General features: G+C 54.1%; 12 protein-coding genes. 5 read left to right on the plus strand and 7 right to left on the minus strand.

The genetic code is table 11. The annotated features are described in order from the left end of the window. Window positions 1–334: 334 nt before the first annotated feature. A complete protein-coding gene (locus OZ410_RS06730; RefSeq protein WP_277707185.1) occupies window positions 335–1,462 on the minus strand; it encodes a glycoside hydrolase family 18 protein in 1,128 nt (375 codons plus the stop codon). Window positions 1,463–1,826: 364 nt separating this feature from the next. Between OZ410_RS06730 and OZ410_RS06735 the strand changes: the two genes are divergently transcribed. The 5 genes from OZ410_RS06735 (at window position 1,827) to OZ410_RS06755 (ending at window position 11,507) form a co-directional block, all read left to right on the plus strand. Next, window positions 1,827–6,374 carry a BspA family leucine-rich repeat surface protein gene (locus tag OZ410_RS06735; RefSeq protein ID WP_277707186.1) on the plus strand — a complete coding sequence of 1,516 codons (4,548 nt, stop codon included), beginning with the start codon at window positions 1,827–1,829 and terminating at the stop codon, window positions 6,372–6,374. Further along, entirely contained in the window at window positions 6,371–7,081 is a 711-nt protein-coding gene (locus OZ410_RS06740) for a hypothetical protein (protein ID WP_277707187.1), read from the plus strand. Before OZ410_RS06735 ends, OZ410_RS06740 begins: the two co-directional genes overlap by 4 nt. A gap of 50 nt (window positions 7,082–7,131) precedes the next feature. Continuing rightward, the gene (locus tag OZ410_RS06745) at window positions 7,132–7,623 is read left to right on the plus strand and encodes a hypothetical protein (RefSeq protein ID WP_277707188.1); all 492 of its coding nucleotides are present in this window, start codon (window positions 7,132–7,134) and stop codon (window positions 7,621–7,623) included. Continuing rightward, window positions 7,624–8,028 (plus strand): hypothetical protein, encoded by a 405-nt coding sequence (locus OZ410_RS06750; protein WP_277707189.1) that lies wholly within the window; start codon window positions 7,624–7,626, stop codon window positions 8,026–8,028. It abuts the gene before it with no gap. 71 nt (window positions 8,029–8,099) lie between these two features. After that, window positions 8,100–11,507 carry a DUF805 domain-containing protein gene (locus tag OZ410_RS06755; RefSeq protein ID WP_277707190.1) on the plus strand — a complete coding sequence of 1,136 codons (3,408 nt, stop codon included), beginning with the start codon at window positions 8,100–8,102 and terminating at the stop codon, window positions 11,505–11,507. Between the two features lie 113 nt (window positions 11,508–11,620). On the opposite strand, the gene OZ410_RS06760 is transcribed toward OZ410_RS06755, so the two are convergent. The 6 genes from OZ410_RS06760 to OZ410_RS06785 all read right to left on the minus strand — a co-directional run bounded on the left by OZ410_RS06760 (window position 11,621) and on the right by OZ410_RS06785 (window position 19,117). Then, on the minus strand, window positions 11,621–12,217 hold the full coding sequence (locus OZ410_RS06760; RefSeq protein ID WP_277707191.1) for a CDP-alcohol phosphatidyltransferase family protein: 597 nt from the start codon (window positions 12,215–12,217) through the stop codon (window positions 11,621–11,623). A gap of 199 nt (window positions 12,218–12,416) precedes the next feature. Beyond that, window positions 12,417–14,036: a sodium:solute symporter gene (locus OZ410_RS06765; RefSeq protein ID WP_277707192.1), complete on the minus strand. Its 1,620-nt coding sequence runs from the start codon at window positions 14,034–14,036 to the stop codon at window positions 12,417–12,419. An 11-nt stretch (window positions 14,037–14,047) separates the two neighbouring features. Next, window positions 14,048–15,232, minus strand: coding sequence for an aldose epimerase family protein (locus OZ410_RS06770; RefSeq protein ID WP_277707193.1), 1,185 nt, complete (start codon window positions 15,230–15,232; stop codon window positions 14,048–14,050). Between the two features lie 30 nt (window positions 15,233–15,262). Next, window positions 15,263–16,744: an L-arabinose isomerase gene (gene araA / locus OZ410_RS06775; protein ID WP_277707194.1), complete on the minus strand. Its 1,482-nt coding sequence runs from the start codon at window positions 16,742–16,744 to the stop codon at window positions 15,263–15,265. 10 nt (window positions 16,745–16,754) lie between these two features. Beyond that, complete coding sequence (locus tag OZ410_RS06780; protein ID WP_277707195.1) at window positions 16,755–17,459, minus strand: L-ribulose-5-phosphate 4-epimerase; 705 nt, start codon at window positions 17,457–17,459, stop codon at window positions 16,755–16,757. Next, window positions 17,456–19,117, minus strand: a complete 1,662-nt coding sequence (locus tag OZ410_RS06785; protein WP_277707196.1) for a ribulokinase — start codon at window positions 19,115–19,117, stop codon at window positions 17,456–17,458. Before OZ410_RS06785 ends, OZ410_RS06780 begins: the two co-directional genes overlap by 4 nt. Window positions 19,118–19,121 lie beyond the last annotated feature (4 nt).

Here is a 19,121-nt window from a genome sequence, read left to right on the forward strand (position 1 = left end):
AGGCCAGCGCACCATCTGGCTCCTCACTGCCAAAGGTCCACCGGACCTTTGGGCGGTCGTTCGGTCCCTATTTGCAGAAGTGGTTTCCCGGTTTGGATCACAGGTGAAGCCTGTAATCCTTTCCCTGGATCACATGCACAGCGCGTAATCCTGCACAAGAAGGCCAGCGCACCATCTGGCTCCTCACTGCCAAAGGTCCACCGGACCTTTGGGCGGTCGTTCGGTCCCTATTTGCAGGCGTGGTATCCCGGTTTGGATCACACGCGCAGCGTGTAATCCGTCTTACTCGAGCTTTCGGATGAAACTTAGAACCCATTGCATATCCCCCCTGCTGTTAGTCACCCGTTTTCGCCTCCCAGATCGCCTGTAAGAGACTGCCATCCATACGGTCGTCCGTAAGCTGCCAGAACATGATTCCCCCCAGGTTAAATTCGAGGGCGTAGCGCGTTTTTTCAGCAAGGGATTGGGCATCGTCGAAGGTGGCAAACTCACGCCGGCTGGCACTATAGGCATAAGGGGCCCTGGAAATGGAATCCCTATAGTATACAAAACCATTTTCGGAAGTAAGCACCGCATCAAAACGGTGGTGTGGGATAAACGACTTAAAAGCCCCCGTTTGGTATAAGCCATTTTGATCCGGGGCCACCTTCTCCCAACTCCTGGCGTAAAAGGCAGCCCCCAGCACAATCTTCCGGGCCGGGACGCCTAAATTCAATAAATACCGTACCCCAAAATTCGCCGAACCTTCTTGCTGGTCATTGGAATAGAGCGGGGTGTGATGGCCGGTAACGGTACTGTACCCGCCCACCAGGTCGTAACTCATCAGGTTCACAAAATCGATATACGGCAAAACGGCCACCCAGTCTACGGAATGGTCAAAGTAGTCCTGAAACCCTCCGGCTGCAAAGCTGACCACGGCTTCAGGCCCCAGCACCTGTCTTAATTCCTGCACCAGGCGTGTAAAATGCGCCCGGTCTGTTGGGGCAAACAGGTGGCCCGGGTAACCCGCAATGGCCGGGTATTCCCAGTCCAGGTCTAAACCATCTGTGCCATACTGGTCGGTAAGCCGTTTCACGGAACGCGCAAACTGCGCGATCCCGCTGGCCCGGGAGAATACCTCAGAACAGGTTTCGCAACCGCCCCAACCCCCCAGCGACAACAATACTTTCAGGTGGGGAAATGTTTCTTTCAGGTGCACCAGGTTGCGGATAGCCGTGCTGTCGCGGGCGTTGTCTACCGCCAGTTCATCCCCTTTAAGGTGACAAAAGCTGAAAATCACATGGGTGATCTGCTCCCAGCGGTACCGGTCAAGGTCTTGCCCGTCTCCTGCATAATAGGCAATGACCGCCAAATCCGTTTGGGCCTGGGCCGGGAGCTCAGCAGCCAAAGCCAGGGATATCAGGGGCAGGATCAGGACTTTGCTTCGCAGTTGCCTGAAAAGGCGGGAACAGATTGGTCGCATCAGTTGGATTTATTTCCTAAAAGTACGGGAAATAATGGGTGTTAAGGGGTATAGCGTAGTGCAGCTGCTGTGGTGATCGGTGTAACGCCCTCCGGCAGGAAGAAGCAGCAACTTTTACGGGGGTTGGGCTAGAATTACTTGTAAAGGATAATCCAGCTCCGTTTAAGGGCCAGGCAGATCCAGCCTTTTCTCCCTGGTTTTGGTAACCTGTATTCACGTTTTTTAAGGCAGTCGTCGGATGCTTTGGGGTAATGTCAAAACGTTTTCGGCAAGACGTGACATTCAACGGTTTCGAGGTATATTCTGACAGAAACTTTTGGCGAATATTTCGTTTTGGCGTATGTTAACGACAAGAACATACCGCATGATAAAAAATTACGGGCTTGCCTTACTGTGCATTCTTCCCACCCTACTGAGCGCCCAGAACCCCTTTGTTTCCACTTGGAAAACCGATAATCCAGGGGCTTCGGCAGACAACCAAATTACCATTCCCACCTTTCCGGATGAAACCTATAACTACGATATCGACTGGGGCGATGGCTCGAGCGATAGCGGGGTTACCGGTTCTATAACCCATACCTATGCCACCCCAGGAACCTACCAGGTGTCAATATCGGGAGCTTTTCCCCGGATATACTTCAACTATGACGGGATAGAAGCCAATATTGGGGATAAGGATAAAATCCTGTCTGTGGATCAATGGGGGGACATCGCATGGACCTCCATGGAAAGCGCTTTTAACGGGTGTTCCAATCTGGATGTGCTTGCTGCGGATTCCCCCGATTTATCTCAGGTAACATCGCTGTTCGGCATGTTTTACCTCTGTTCTTCCCTGCAGGGTACAACGGCCTTTGCGTCCTGGGACGTCAGTAATGTATCCCGATTTGAGGCGATGTTTCGAGGGGCTACCCTTTTTAATCAAAATATAGGTAGTTGGAACATGTCCGGGGCGCAAAACCTGGTTTGTATGTTCTGCGATGCCATCAATTTCAATCAGCCTATCGGGAGCTGGGATGTTTCCGGGGTAACCAATATGAATAGCCTTTTCCAGGGAGCTACTAATTTCAACCAGCCGATTGGCGGGTGGAATACTGCCCAGGTGACCCGAATGAGCAATGTGTTTGCAAGGGCCACCTTTTTTAACCAGCCCATCGGGGGCTGGGATGTAAGTCAGGTTACCGATATGCAGGGGATGTTCCTAGGAGCCATCAGCTTTGATCAGCCTCTTGGCACGTGGAATACGGGCCAGGTGACCAATATGGCCGAGATGTTCTTCGATGCGCTCATCTTTAATCAGGATATCGGGAACTGGGACGTGTCCCAGGTTACCCAGATGTTCTCCATGTTTGAAGGGGCAATGGATTTTGATCAGAGCCTTGGCAACTGGGATATTTCCCAGGTAACCACCATGGAGCGGATGTTTTTTAACAATGCGATTTCGGGTGCAGAATACGATCAAACCTTAATCGGCTGGTATCAGCTCCCGAACGCACCACAGGGGATTGTTTTTGACGGGGGCTTTAGTCAGTATTGTGCAAGTTATCTGGAACGGGCCAAACTGAAATACGAAAAGGGATGGACGATTACGGACGAGGGGCCTACAGCAGGCCCATGCCCGGAACGGCCCTTTGTGACCAATTGGAAGACCGATAACATCGGAGGCTCAGCCGATAATCAGATTACCATCCCAACTGCTGCTGGGGAAACCTATAATTATACCGTGGATTGGGGCGATGGTAGCAGTGATACTAACGTAACGGGGAATATCACCCACACCTATGCTACCCCTGGCACCTATAAGGTAGAAATTACCGGCCAGTTCCCCAGAATATCTTTCCTGGGGTCCAGTTATGCGGACGACACTACCATGGATAACAAAAAGCTCCTGAGTGTGGAGCAGTGGGGCTCGCAACAGTGGACTTCTATGGATTTTGCCTTCGCCAACTGCACCGAAATGCAGGTGACTGCCCTGGACGTTCCCATACTCAATAATGCTACCAGTCTGGAGTCTATGTTCAACAGTTGCTATGCCATGCAGGGGACACCTTCCTTTGGGGCCTGGGAACTACAGCACATCAACTCTATTGTCGGCATTTTTGCGGATTGCCAACAGTTTAACCAGGATCTGTCTGCCTGGGATGTCCGGAATGTAACGGATATGTCCTTTGCTTTTTCAGGCGCGTCCCAGTTCAACGGTGATATTAGTGGGTGGGATGTCTCCTCCGCCACCGATATGCGCGTCATGTTTCAGGATGCCAGAGCCTTCAATCAGGACATCAGCGGTTGGGACGTAAGCCAGGTAACCAATATGATGAATATGTTCTTTGGCACCGAGGCATTTAACCAGGATATCGGAGGTTGGGATGTAAGCCTCGTAAACAATATGAACGGCATGTTCGCCGAAACTACCGCCTTTAACCAGGATCTCAGTAACTGGGACGTCTCCCTGGTAACGGATATGGCGTATATGTTTTACAATACTTCAAGCTTTGACCAGGATTTGGGCAATTGGAACATCGGGGTAGTCTTGGACCTCACCGGAATGTTTCAGCTGGCAGCGCTTTCCACCGAGAATTACGATGCAACTTTAACGGGCTGGGCTGGTAAAACGGTTAATAACGGCCTTGTTTTTGACGCGGGCAACAGTACTTTTTGTGGGGCCTACAAGGCGCGGCAAACCCTTATAGATAACTTTGGCTGGACCATTAATGACGGCGGAGTTGCCCCGGGTTGTGCCTTTGTAACAACCTGGAAAACGGATAATCCCGGCGTATCCGGATCAGACCAGGTAGCCCTGCCTACGGCGCCGGGTGCCCTATACGATTACCGCGTAGACTGGGGAGATGGTACCATAAGCAATAGTGTGACAGGTAGTATTACCCATACTTATGCCAGCCCCGGCACCTACCAGATTTCCATTATCGGAGATTTTCCCAGGACTGTTTTTGAGGCAAATATTGTATCCGACGGAGCTTCTGAAACCATTACCCCTTTAGGAGATAACCTGAAACTTTTAAGCATTGATCAATGGGGTTTGGGGAACTGGACATCCATGGCAGATGCCTTCCTGGGGTGTGCCAATGTAGATATTCTGGCTGCGGACCTGCCGGACTTATCCAATGTTACCGATATGAGTAATATGTTCGGGTGGTGCACTTCGTTTACCGGCAATGCCACAATGGCGGACTGGGACGTAAGCGGGGTGACCGCTATGAGCGGGATGTTCGCGCATGCCGAAGTGTTTGACCAGGCTATAGGTAATTGGGATGTTTCTGCTGTAGTGTCCATGGCGGAGATGTTTCGTGAAGCCATTCTATTTAATCAGAATGTGGGTAACTGGAATACTTCCCTGGTTACGGATACCCGAAATATGTTCCGTGGTGCTACCGCCTTTAACCAGAATCTTTCGGGGTGGAACACGGGTAGCATTCAGGATATGAGTGGGATGTTTCAGGAGGCGGCCTCTTTTAACCAACCCATCGGTGGCTGGAATGTGAGCAGTGTATCTTCCATGGAGCAGATGTTTCGTGGGGCAATAGCATTTAACCAGGACGTCGGCGGTTGGAACGTCGGCAGTGTAACGTCCATGCAAGGCATGTTTCAGGGGGCCTCAGCATTTAACCAGGACCTGAGTACCTGGGATGTCACCCAGGTCAGTACTATGAACAGTATGTTCCGGGAGGCTGTCTCCTTTGCCGGGGCCATTGAAGGGTGGGATGTTTCCGGCGTAACCGATATGGGATATATGTTTGAACAGGCAACTTCCTTTAACGGCTCTATCGGCAGTTGGAATGTTGACGCTGTTACCGGAATGCCTTTTATGTTTGCAGGTGCCGTTGGTTTTGATCAGGACCTTGGGGATTGGAACATCGGGCAGGTCGCCGACATGTCTTCCATGTTTTCCGGTGCCGGCCTTTCTCGAGAAAACTACGACTGGACCCTATTGGGATGGTCGCAATTACCTGTCTTGCAATCGGCCGTGGTATTTGATGCCGGCAGTTCCCAATATTGTGAGGGACGGGATGCCCGACAGGCCCTGATAGACACCTATGGTTGGGTCATTACGGACGGCGGAGAGATTCCACTTTGCCGCACCGACGACGATGCAGATGGCGTTTTTGACTACAAGGATGTCTGTTTGACGACCGCTCCCGGGCAGGTGGTCAACGCCAACGGTTGTGACCTGATTGCCGCGGACGCGTTTTCTGTTTATGCCCTTACCCCAAGTTGTGTGGGCAGTTCCGACGGGTCTATTGAAGTTAGCAGCAACCTGACCGGCTACTTGCTGGATATCCGCATGGAAGGCACTGGGGCCCCTCAGGAAGTACTGGACCGTCCATCCGAATCTGGCCATCGATTTGAAAATCTGCCCACCGGCCTGTACCAGCTAACCGTTACCATCCCGGAAATTCTTTTTGAACGGTCCTTCGGAGTTACCATCAGTGAAATCGGAACCCTTTCCGGGAAGCGGACGGATTTGGATCCCGGTAAAGGAACGGCCACGTATTCCGTTTCGGGTAGTACCGCTTACCGGGTTGAGGTCAATGGACAAACCCGTGAATTTACCTTCGGGGATAATGGCCCACAGACCTTAACCGTGGATAATCTTTTTGGCCCGACGGAGATCCGGATTCTGGGGATCAGTGATTGCCAGGGTCAGGTCGCAGATAACTTTTATATAGGCAATGGCCTGGAAGTCTTCCCGACGGTTGCTGAGTCCCAAGTCCAGGTTTATTCCATGGGAGGTGAAATTCTTATCCGGTTATATACCCCGAATGGACAAGCCATAAAGGAAATGCGAGTGAGCCATTTGGAGAATGAAGTAGACCTGTCCGGGTTATCGGCTGGCATGTATATCCTGCAGTTAGAACGGGAAGGGAAGTTGGAATCCGTTAAAATCATCAAGAAATGAAATTAGGTTATCAATTTACATCCGCCCTGATCCTATTGACAGCCCTTTTGCAGACAGCTTGCGGGGGTTCAGAATCCACCGGCGGAGAAGACCCGTTTATCGACGGACCGGTCCTTCCCGGAAAAGCTGTCGGTACGCTTCCGGCAAACGGGGAGCCTTGTGTGGATTATCAACCAGTTGCCGGTTCTGACACCAGGGTAGAAGTATCCTTCCAATGGAATAGCGCCCTGAACGCGGACAGCTACCTGCTGATTGTCCTGGATGGGCTTAGTGAGGTATTTCGCAGTAGCTATACGACGCGTCAGGCTTCCGTGGAATTGGATCGGGGCAAGACGTATAGCTGGTCTGTGGTTGCCGTGAATACAGATGGACAGACCCTGGGTGACACCTATTCGTTTACCACCCCGGGAATCCCGGAAGGAAACTTCGCACCCTATGCCGCAGAGATATCCATGGATTTCAACACTGTGGATGGAACTTTGTCGGTAACCTGGACTGGCTCCGATCCCGACGGGGACCCTATAACTTTTGATGTCCGTGTTCTGGAGGACGGATTGATCCTTGCTGAGGAATTTGACCTTTCCACTGGAGCCCTTACACCATTGCCCTTTAAGGGCAGGACAGCGTATACGGTTGAGGTGTATTCCAGGGACAACAAAGGAAGCTTTTCTGTATCCGTACGGGAAGAAACGGCTCCGGACCTCTAGCGCACCTTGTCGCATTTACAGGCCTTTATTATTCTATGATCATACCACATATGCCTTCAACCCACACCACCCCCATCAGCCCGGGAAAATGGCTGCAAACCCAACGCCTGGTCCACATGGGCCTGGTACTGGGTTTGGGCGCCAGTATTGTATTCCTGAATATGGACAACATTCCGGACGTAGACTTTCAAAGCCTGGACTACCTTTTTCCCTATGGCGTGCCTGTCCTGGCCGCAGCGGGGATCCTGCTGGGGGCTTTCCTGTTCCGCCGGCAAATGGTGCCCTTGCGGAAGGCCGGGGAGTTGGACAATAAGCTAAACGGTTATGGCACTGCCAGCTTAATCCGGTGGGGGTTGGTGGAAGGCCCTGCGTTTCTGGCCAATATTGCCGCCGGCAACGAAGGCAATGCCGCATACCTGATCCTGGCGGTGGTGTTGCTGCTGTATATAGTGACTCTGGCGCCCACCCGCCAGCGGGTACTCAATGACCTGCAGTTAAACCCGGAGCAGCAACGGGCTTTTGAGGCCGATTTCAAGAATTGAATGACTTCCTCGCTTAACCAAATACTTCCCTATCGCAAACGCCACCTTTGGGTAAACCTGACGGCAGGGGTGCTGTGGCTAACCTGGGGGATACTGCAAGTGGTATTCGGGGATCCCGTAAACTGGATTGACTATGGATGGTTTGTGATCTCGGCGGCTTACCTGCTCACCTTTGCCTATTACTGGAAGTACGGTTACCTTACCCTAAGCCCTACAACCCTGAAGATAAATGGGCCATTTGGTAAAACCATAGCCCTGAACGAGGTTACTCAGGTGCGGAAATTCGCCGGGGATTACACCTTACATGCCTCAGCCAGAAAACTGAAAATCAATACAGGGTTGCTGGAAGCAGAAGGCCGGGCTGCCCTGGATCGATTTCTAGACTCATGGGAACAATTAAATTAACCTAAGCCTGCAACTATATAAGGCCATACGGGCAAACAGGCCGGGCAGGTAATCAGGATTTTTCCAGGAATATGTTTACATCTCTTTTCTCATTTTCGGGCCGCATCCGCAGATTGGAATTTGGCCTGTCCTATATTCTGTACTGGTTCCTAACCATGACCCTGTCCGTGCTGATGGATTATCTGGAAATGGGCGCCGTCCTGGTCGTAGTGCCGCTCCTGCTGAATATCTATGTGTTGCTGGCACAGGGCAGCAAACGTTGCCATGACCTGGGGAATAGTGGATTTTACCAGTTGATACCCTTTTACATCTTTGTGATGTTGTTCCAGGAAGGTCAAAAAGGTAAAAATCGTTATGGCGCGGACCCTAAGGCGAATCAGGAGTCCATGACGGAGGCCGAAACCAACAACATTCCATACAAAAATGTGTTGTTCTATACCTTGCCGGCAGCGCTTCTAAGTGGTTTTTGCTTACTGCTACTGGGTTGGATGGGAGATGAGGACGACGGGCTTATGATGTTCTTCGGGATTGTGATATGCAATACGGTATGCGTATTCCTTATGTTACTTTTGAATGGCTTTCGAAGCGGTTCCTTCCGCGACCGGAAGATCATTATTGCCCAGTTCCTGGTCTCAGGGATTTTACTGGTCTTACTCATTGTTGTTTTTTCCTATTTCGTACGTGGGGTCAGTTATGGTTTGGATGATTTCTGGAGCCTGCTGGCACTGCAGATCGTTTTGCTGGGCTCTGCCCTGGTGGCCTATGTAACCTATGTGGTGATCTTTCAGGATCGCAGGCCGGGAGTACAACGGCCCAAATATCACCTTTTTGCCTCCGGGCTATTGTTATTTGGGATTTTGATCCTGGGGTTTGTGGAGGCAGGCGAACCTGCTGCCCTTAGTGAGGTCAAATGGTCCGAACGCCCTATCACCTGGGACGATTTTCAAACCCGGGAAGCCCTTTCAGAAGAATTCGTAGCCACCATTTACTCCGGGATTTCAACCCCGGATCAAATTTCGGATACGAGTGCTTGGGTTTATGCCTTTATGAGCCCTCAACTCAGTCAAAAATTGAAGGGGGAATACGACTCCTTTAATGTGCTCCAACACGAACAATTCCATTTCCATATCACGGAATACATGGCCAGGAATATGCGTAAAACTTTTTTAGGGTTAGGCCCTGGTAAGGTTACTCCTGACCGTATAGACTCCCTGGAGTTGCTGTTTCATGCCCGGTTAGACAGCCTTCAGGATGTGTATGACAGTATTACGGACCACAATGCGGATTATGAGCAACAACGTAAATGGGAATTGCGTATAGAGGACTGGCTGCGCCAGACCCATGCCTATCGGGCGGAAAAATTGACGGACTATATCGAATTTTCGCAGGATTCCTCCGGGTATTACAAGTACGTCCTTCTAACCCTGGACCACCGGTTGTTGTTTTCCCTGCCGGCTTCTGCTGCGGAAAGAGCACAAGGCAGCTCCTACCGGATTACCCATATCGATAGCAGTCTAACGGAGGTCGAACATTACCAGCAAGGCGTATTGGCCAACGGGGGATATTTCAAAACCGCTGTTGCACGCATCTTCAGGTCCCAAAAGAATATTATCGAGACGCATTATCGGGATGTTGACGGCTCCTACAACGACGGTTTGCAGGCCGCTATTCTACGAACCGAAATCAAATCTTCCGGGGATCTTAGAGAAACTTATATGGACAGCCTCCAACAGCCGGTAGGCCTGGATGGGATTTTTGAGCAATATTGGAAATATGAACCGGGCAAGGATTCTTTCCTGGCAACCTACCTGGATGCGGAGGGTAGGGCTATCCCGAATAATGATGGGGCATTTCACCAGCGGCGCTATCTGGATGCCCTGGGGAGGTCTACACAGATAGATCAATTAAGCCTTGAGGGGCAGTTGCAGAATGACCGGGACGGTATTGCCCGGTATTCGTATACCTATGGGGAAGATCACCTGAAAGGTTCGTATCGCCTTTTTGACCAGACCGGGAAACCCGCCTACCACAAGAATGATTATCACCTTTCCTATGACTACGACCGATTAGGACAGATTATCCGCGTGCGTTCCCTCGATATGGATGGCCAACCCATTTACGACAACAACGGGGCTTCCATTTACGAATATACCTATGACAGTTCGGGGCGGGAAACCAGTGAAAAACGATTCAATAAATTCCATGAGCCGGTTGTAGCCAATGATGATTACTTTTTAAGGGTTACCGAATACGATTCCTTAGGAAGGACATCTTTTCAGGCGTTTTACTACCCGGACTACGTGTTGAAATTCGATCAGAACCTCTGGGGGGCTACCAGGTATGAATACCCCAATGACACCACCCGCCTGGAATACAATATAGATGCCTACGGCGATGTCATTGAAAATGATAAGGGCATTTCTGTCATTGAAAGGACCTATGACCAAAAGGAGAACCTCAGGATGGAACGTTATCTGGATGCGGAAGGGAATTTAATCAATGCCGGAGATGGAGTGGCCAAATATGATTATGAATACAATGAGGAAGGCAACCTTGTTGTTCAGCAAGCCCGGGACTCCCTTGGGAATCTCATAGCCTTTAATGGCAGTGCCACGACCATAGTAAGGGCATACAATGGCCAGGGCCAGGTGGTGCGTGTCCAATACCTGGACGGTCAAAACCAACCGGCATCCGGGTTAGGGGGGTATTCAGAGGTCCGTTATTCCTACGAATCTCAAACCGGGTTGACTGAAACCACCTATTATGACGGGCAAGGCATCCCAATGGAAGTGGATGGGGTGTTTGCGGAGCAGACCTACCAGGACAGCCGGGGGAATACGACTTCAATACGCAGATTTGACACAGACCGCGAGCCTATAGGAGGTGTTTTTGAGACCCGTTATACGTACGACAGATTCGGGTATGAGACCCGGCGCAATTTCCTGAACCGGAATGCACGCCCCGTTGCCGATGAGAATGGGGCCTATGCCGTTGAAACACTATATGATCGGCGACACTATTTGGCAGGATATCGGTTTCTGGGTTCTAACGGCCGCCTGGCCACAAACCTGGAAGGCTATGCAGCCGAATACTATGTCCGGGACGAATTGGGCCACGCTATTTCCCACCGCTATGTGGATCACCGGGAGAGGCCCGTAGTCGGGCCTGGTGGGTATTATCTGCTGGAGTATGAGTGGGCCCCAATGGGAGAGATTCAGAAAAGCAGCACCTTTGGCACAGATGGCAAGCTTATGGAGGACGAACAGGGAACGGCTATGTACGAATATGATCTTGCGCCTTGCGGGTTGCGAACGGAAGTCCGCAGGTATAATGCTGCAGGGAAGCTTTCCAACAATGTAGACGGGATCGCCATTACGCGATATGCGCCGGATTTGAATGGCCTGTACTATCTCTTGGAGGAGGTGGATGCCTTGGGGAAAGTGCTTTCGGAAGAATGGGTAGCAGAGGAAAACCAGTAACCTTCAGTAAGGCGTAATATTCCTGAGTCGGATTTCTATTCTTTATGCATCTACCATCATAAAACGAATTTCAGGAATACCTCTCCGTAACAGGCCAACATGGCAGCCGGAACTCAAACCGGGTTGCCAGCCTGGCTACGCCTGGGGTCCGTAAGGGCCCAGAAAATGCTTTTTACATCCTTTACCCATCCCGGGTACATATAGATAAGCGCGATCTCTTCTGCGGTTTCGATGACCCCAAGGACAATGACGGTCCAGAACAGCCCGGTTACGGGTCCGAAAAACAAGGCCCACAAGACAAAAATGCCCTGTGCCAAAGCTGAGGTTTTGGCCAGGTAGGTGTGGAAGGCCGTGGTTTTTCCATATTTGATGAAGGCGATTACCATCTGAAGGAGATAAAGGGAGAGGGCCAGGCCAATGGGCCACAGGTGATCCAATACGAACCGGGTTTCATAAACGCCCAACCCAATCAGGCCGGCCCCCAGGGTAAGCTGGTCGCCTATGGAATCCAGCTGGGCGCCCCGGGCACTGCAGAGGTTTAACCTGCGGGCCAGCTGCCCGTCAATGGCATCGGTGGTGTAACTAATGAGCAATAACCAGGTAAAAAGCCCCTGGGTACCCCAAAGCAGTGCTGCGGCCAGCAGGGGGATGGCCAATATCCGGTATACGGAAAACCAGTCGGCAATATTGAATTCCTTGAACGAAATCATGGCATCGCGATCTGGGGGTAAGGTAAGCGCCCCGGCCCAGGACTCAAATGATGGAGGTCAGGGGAGGATTTCAGGGGGCATGGGGATCGTAGTGGCCGGTGGGGGTGGGATGAGCCAATAGGGACCCACCCGCCCACCCGTCAACAAGATAGGCGGCAACCCTGCAAACTCCCTTCAGGAAAATGGAAAGGGAACCCCGTCAATCCCCATTAAAAGTGATCATCACCCCAATTACAATTGCCACGATAATGATGGAAACCACAATATCCTTCCAGTTGTAGCTGTTTTTGTTGCGCTGTTTTTCTTCCGCAGTAATGGTCCCGTAGGTCAGGTTGCGTATCTGGGCCTCGGAAGGCGCAGGGGTTAGCAGGCTTACCGTGACCAGCAGGCCAATACAGAACAGGAAAAACCAGGAGGCAAAAATCAGGAAATTGGTAGCCCCCAGGGTATGCCACAGGCTGCCCGGGGCAAAGGAATCCTTGGCGAGTTCCAGGCCAATGCGCAGGGCAGCAATCACAAACCCCGTAATCAGAGTAATATAGGCTCCCTGGGCGTTAATACGCTTGTGGAAGATCCCCAGCAGGAACACAGCCGCAATGGGCGGCGCAATATAAGACTGCACGCTCTGCAGGTATTCGTAAAGCACCCCGGAGATATTCGACATGATCGGGATCCAGATAATCCCGATCACCACCACAATGGCCGTGGCCACCTGCCCGGTGCGTACCAGTTTTTTCTCCGGCGTATTGGGCTTTAGCTTCTTGTAAATGTCCACGGTAAACAGGGTAGAACAGGAGTTAAAAACCGAAGCCAGGGAGCTCATCAGGGCGGCCAGGAGGCCAGCGGCTACCAGGCCGCGCAGACCGGAAGGCAAGAGGTTGCTCATGAGCATCGGAAAAGCCTGGTCCGGCGAATCCCAGTGCAATTCGCCCCGCATTTTCAGGGTCAGGGCAATCACCCCGGGAATCAGGAAAAGGAATACCGGCATCAGTTTGAGCAGGGCCCCGAAAATGGTCCCGCGGCGGGCTTCTTTCAGGTTCTTGGCCGTTAGCGCCCGCTGCACGATATACTGGTCCGTACACCAGTACCATATCCCTACAATGGTGCTGGAAATCACCAGCCAGGGCCAGGGGAAATCGGGGTCTGAGGCGCTGCGCCACATGTTGAGGTATTCCGGGGTTACGGTCTCCTTCATGCTTTCCCAACCGCCCACGTGGTCCAGGCCAATAAAGGTAAGGGCAGCAGCCCCCAGCACCAGGACAATGGCCTGCAGGGTCTCGGTATAAACCACGGCACGCATCCCGCCCAGTACGGTATAAATCCCGGTCAGCACAACCGTGGCGATAGCGCCGGTCCAGAAGTCGATGCCCAGCAGGGCAGAGACTACCACCCCGCCCGCGTAAATGGTCACTGAAATTTTGGTGAGTACATAGGCCACAATCGAGAAGACAGACAGGATCCAGCGGGAACGCGCGTCAAAACGCTTCTCCAGGAACTCCGGCATGGTAAAGACACCGGCCCGGGAGTAGAAGGGCAGGAATACCCACCCCAGCAGGAGTACAATCCAGGCGTGAATTTCGTAGATGAGCATGGGCAGCTTGTTGCTGGCCCCGGTGCCCGCAAGACCCACCACGTGTTCGGACCCGATGTTGGAGGCAAAGATGGAAGCCCCTACCACAAACCAGCCCACGTTCCGGCCCGCCAGGAAATAGTCTTCGGTATTGTCCCGTTTCTTCCGGATCACCCAGACGGCAATACCCAGGAGGATCAGAAAATAAAGGGAGATGGTAATCCAGTCAAAAGTGTCCAGCATTTGCATAACGGTCGGGGTTAGCGGGTGGTGAATTTAAAGCGGGTTTGCGTGTGGTAGGTCTGTCCTGGGTCTAGCCGGGTGCTCGGGAATTCCGGACGGTTGGGGGAATCCGGTAAATGCTGGGTCTCCAGGCAAAGCCCTCCGCGGAAGGGGTAATACCCGCCGCCTTTGGCCGGTTGATCCCCATTGAGGAAATTGGAGGTGTACACCTGTATGCCGGGTTCTTCTGTAAAGACTTCCAGTTGCCTGCCGCTCCCCGGATGGTACGTTTTGGCAGCGGGGGTTTCGGAATCCCGCCCTTCGTCCAGTACCCAGCAGTGGTCATAACCGCCTGCCACCTGCAGCTGGGGATCCGGGGCGTCTATTTCGGCCCCGATGGCCTTAGGTTGGGTGAAGTCGAAAGGCGTCCCGGCCACAGGCTGGAAGTCTCCCGTGGGAATCAGGCCCTGGTCTACCGGCAGGTAGGCGGGGGCATCCAATTGCAGTTCGTGGTCGGTAATGGGCTGCTGGAAATTGCCTGAGAGGTTGAAATAGGTATGCTGGGTTAGGTTCACCACCGTAGGGGCATCCGTGCTGGCCTGGTAATCCACGATCAGTTCATTGTCAGGCGTCAGGGAGTAGGTCACTTCCACCTGGAGGTTCCCCGGATAGCCCTCCTCCCCATCCGGGCTCAGGTAGCCCAGGCTCAGGGAAAGGGTGTCCCCTTCGCTTTGGCCGGTAACTTCCCAGAGGACCCGGTCGAAACCGTATTCCCCCCCATGCAGGTGGTTTTCCCCGTTGTTTTTGGCCAGGGTATAGGTCTTGCCGTCCAGCTGGAAGCTCCCCTGGGCAATACGGTTGCCGTAGCGCCCGATCAGGGCTCCGAAATACGGGTGGCGCTCCAGATAGGGCGCCAGGCGGTCAAAGCCCAAAACCACATCCTGGTAGTTTCCATCCCGGTCCGGGGCCGTCCAGCGGGTGATGATTCCCCCGTAGTTCAGGATGTCCACTTCCATACCCCGGGCATTGCGGAGCGTATACCGGGTTACCTGGCCCCCGGCCGGGAAGGGGCCGAAAAAGTGGGATTCAATTCCGGGCTTCTGGGCTTGCTGGGTCATGGTATGTTGTTTTTGGTCCGCTTTGCCCTTGTCTTTACACCCGGTGGATAGCGCGCCAAGGAGGAGCAGGAGCAGGATCGTGGTTATGGAATTTCGGTGCTTCATGGTACTGCTTGTTGGTTCAGTGAGCGGGAATTACCTCCGGGCTTGCGCCCCTAATCGGGATTTGAAATCCCGCAGGCGGGTGTCCGCATCAATGAGCAGGAGTTCAATATCGAAAAATTCGGCAAAATCTTCCAAAAATTCAGGAGAAAGCGCCTGGGTAAATACCGTATGGTGGGATCCGCCGCCGGCCATCCAGCAGGCTGCAGAGGTTTTCAGGTCCGGGTGGGGCTCCCAGTATGCGCGGGCTGTAGGCAACTTGGGGAGGGTAGCCGGTGGGGGCAGGGTGTTGACGGTGTTCACCAGCAGGCGAAAATGGTCGCCCAGGTCTACCAGGCTGGCATTCAGGCCCGGGCCTGCTGCAGCGGTAAAGACCAGCCGAACCGGGTCTTCCCGGTTGCCGATCCCCAGGGGATGTACCTCGCACGTAGGCTGATCTGCGGCAATACTGGGGCAGATTTCCAGCATGTGGGAGCCCAGTACGTAACCCCGGTTGTTTTCAAAATGATAGGTATAGTCTTCCATAAAGGAGGTGCCTTGTGCCATGCCATTCCCCATCACTTTACAGGCCCGCAGCATGGCGGCTGCCATCCAGTCCCCCTCGGCCCCAAAACCGTATCCGTCCGCCATCAGCCGTTGCACGGCCAGCCCGGGCAATTGCTTTAGGGAACCCAGGTTTTCAAAGGTATCCGTGAAGGCATGGAACCCCCCGCTGCTTAAAAAGTTGCGCAGACCCAGTTCAATACGGGCAGCTTCCACCAGGGAGTCCCGGCGGTCACCCCCGGCCATAAGACCGGGCTGCAGCCGGTACATATTTTCATATTCCGCCAACAGAGTGGCTACTTCCGGGGCATCGGCCCCCGGCATTGCCCGGGCAATGACATCGGGTTCATACCCGTGTACCGAAACCCCGAAGGTTATTTCGGCAGCCACCTTGTCGCCCTCGGTTACGGAAACCTGCCGCATGTTGTCCCCAAAGCGGGCCACCTTTAATTCCTGTATGGCCCGGCAACCCAAGGCTACCCGGCTCCAGACAGCAATTCGCTCCAGGACTTCCGGGTCCTGCCAGTGGCCCACAACCGTTTTTCGGGCTTTCCCCAGGCGCGTAAGCAGGTGGGCAAATTCCCGGTCGCCGTGGGCGCTTTGGTTCAGGTTCATAAAGTCCATGTCGATTTCCCCCCAGGGGATTTCCGCATTGAACTGGGTGTGCAGGTGGCAGAGGGGTTTGTCCAGCAACTGCATCCCCCGTATCCACATCTTGGCGGGGGAGAAGGTATGCATCCAGGTAATCAGGCCCACGCAGGCCTGATCCTGGTTGGCCTCCCGGCAAAGGGAGGTAATTTCCTCCGGGGTAGTCAGTACGGATTTAACGTTAAGGCGAACGGGAAGCCTGCCGCTGGCATTCCAGGCGCTGCCAATAGCCTGTGCATGCTGAGCTACCTGCCGGAGGGTGTCCGGGCCGTAGAGGTGCTGGCTTCCCGTAGCCAGCCATATTTCGTAGGTATCAAAATTCATGGGGTGTGTTTTATTGTCCGTAATAGGCGTCTTTCCCGTGTTTGCGGGTATAGTGTTTTTGGATTAACGCCTCCTTTAACCGGGGTGCCCCCGGGTTGATCTGCAAGGTCAGGTAGGCCATCTGGGCCACGGTTTCCAGGACCAGGCTATGGTGTACGGCCTGAGCCGCATCCTTGCCCCAGCAAAACGGCCCGTGGTTGCCTACCAGCACCATAGGCACCTCCTGGGGCTCCAGGTTTCTCTCCCGGAAGCATTCGGTAATCTGAACCCCGGTATTGTGTTCGTAATTTCCCTGGATCAGCTCGTCTGCCATGGGGGGCGCACAGGGGATGTCGTGGGTCAGGTGGTCTGCATGGGTAGTCCCCAAGATGGGGATGTCTTGCTGGGCCTGTGCCCAGGCTACCGAATATAAGGCATGGCAATGGGCAATGCCGCCAAGGCCTTCCCATTCCCGGTACAGGTAACTGTGGGTCCGGGTATCGGATGAAGGGCGCAGCTTGCCTTCCACCACCTCGTTGTTATAGTCCAGGACCACCATGTCTTCCGGGCGCAGCTTTGCATAGGGTACCCCGCTGGGTTTGATGGCAAACACCCCCCGGGAAGTATCGGCGGCACTCACGTTCCCAAAGGTATGGATCACCAGCCCCAGGGCGTGTAACTCCATATTGGCCGCATAGGCCTCCGCTTTCAGGGTGGTGTAGGGAGAGGTGCTCATGGGTACTGGGTTTGGGTTTCTACAAAATGGCCCAACCGTTCGTAGGCGGCCATGCGGGCATCGTAATGGGCTTTGCGTTCGGGCCGGGGTTCGTAGGTAGCCTCTGCAGGGCTACCCATCTTTTGCGCGGCGGAAGCCACATCCGGATATAAGCCCGCTGCCACTGCCGCATAGATGGCAGCCCCCAGGGCAGGGGTCTGATCGGAGGCGGCCACCCGCACCCTCCTGCCCAGCACATCGGCCAGGGTCTGCATAATGTAGGGCGATTTCCGGGCGACCCCACCAATACCCAATACCTCCCGGATGGGGACGCCTTCTTGCTCAAAGCGTTCCACAATTTTCCGTGATCCCAGGCATATGGCTTCCACCAGGGCGCGGAAAACTTCAGGGGCGCCGCTGCCCAGGCTTAGCCCGGTAATGGCGCTTTTCAGTTGTTGGTTTGCATCCGGGGTACGGCGTCCGTTAATCCAGTCCAGGGCCAGGGGGTAAGGGGCCTCTGACGGCAGGGCTGCTGCTGCCCGGCTAAGCTCGGGTAAGAGCTGTTCTTCCCAGGTTTCCCTGAGGCGCTCAGGGGCGCCTTCCAGGTGCTTTAATGGCCACAGCAAGAGATCCCGGTACCAGGCCAGCAAATCCCCGAAGGCAGACTGTCCGGCCTCCAGGCCTGTAAGCCCCGGGAGTACGGATCCATCTACCTGTCCGCAAATACCCCGCACGGCTTTTTGATCCCATTTAGGGTCTTCTGAGACCAGGATGTCGCAGGTGGAGGTCCCCATGACGCGAACCAGGGTCTGGGGCGCTATAGCCGCCCCAACCGCGCCGGCATGGGCATCGAAGGTGCCAGTGGCTACGGCAATGCCGGGTTCCAGCCCCAACTGCTCCGCCCACTTTTGGCAGAGGGTGCCTGCAGGCTGGTCCGAGGTATAGGTGTCTTCATAGAGCCGGCCGCGCAGCTCCCCCAGGTAGGGGTGTAACCCGGCCAGGAAGTTGGCAGGGGGCAGCCCGCCCCAGGAAGCATGCCACATGGCCTTGTGGCCCGCGGCACAGCGGCTGTGCCGGAAGGCCCCGGGATCCTTCCCGCCGGTAAGCAAAAAGGTGAGCCAGTCGCAATGCTCCATCCAGGTCCAGGCGGCTTCCCGTACTGCGGGGTCGGAGGCGGCCACATGCCAGACCTTCGCCCAGAACCATTCGGAGGAATAAATTCCTCCCACAAAGCGCGTGTAATCGGGCCCGCCCCAGGTGCGGGCATGTTGGTTCAGGGCTTCGGCTTCGGCAATGGCGGTGTGGTCTTTCCAGAGCACCACCATGGCGTTGGGGTTCTCGGCAAATGCCGGGGTAAGGGCCAGGGGGGTGCCGTCTGCCTGCAGGGGCAGGGGGGAAGAACCGGTGGTGTCCACACAGAGCCCCCGTACCTGGGCCGGCTCCAATCCGCTTTCGGAAAGGGCAGCGCGTACGGCATGGACCATGCACTCCTGGTGGTCCAGGGGGTGCTGGCGAAACCGGTTTTTGGCCGGGTCGCAAAATTGTCCTTCCGCCCACCTGGGGTAGTAGGCTACGGCCGAGGCGTGCTCGGCCCCATCCGCAGTGCCTACCAGGACCGCCCGAACGGAGTCCGTTCCAAAATCAAGGCCAAGGGTAAAGGTGGCTGCGCGGGTACTCATCTTT

This window comes from Robiginitalea aestuariiviva, from assembly GCF_029537735.1.
In the GTDB taxonomy this organism is placed as follows: Bacteria; Bacteroidota; Bacteroidia; order Flavobacteriales; family Flavobacteriaceae; genus Robiginitalea; species Robiginitalea aestuariiviva.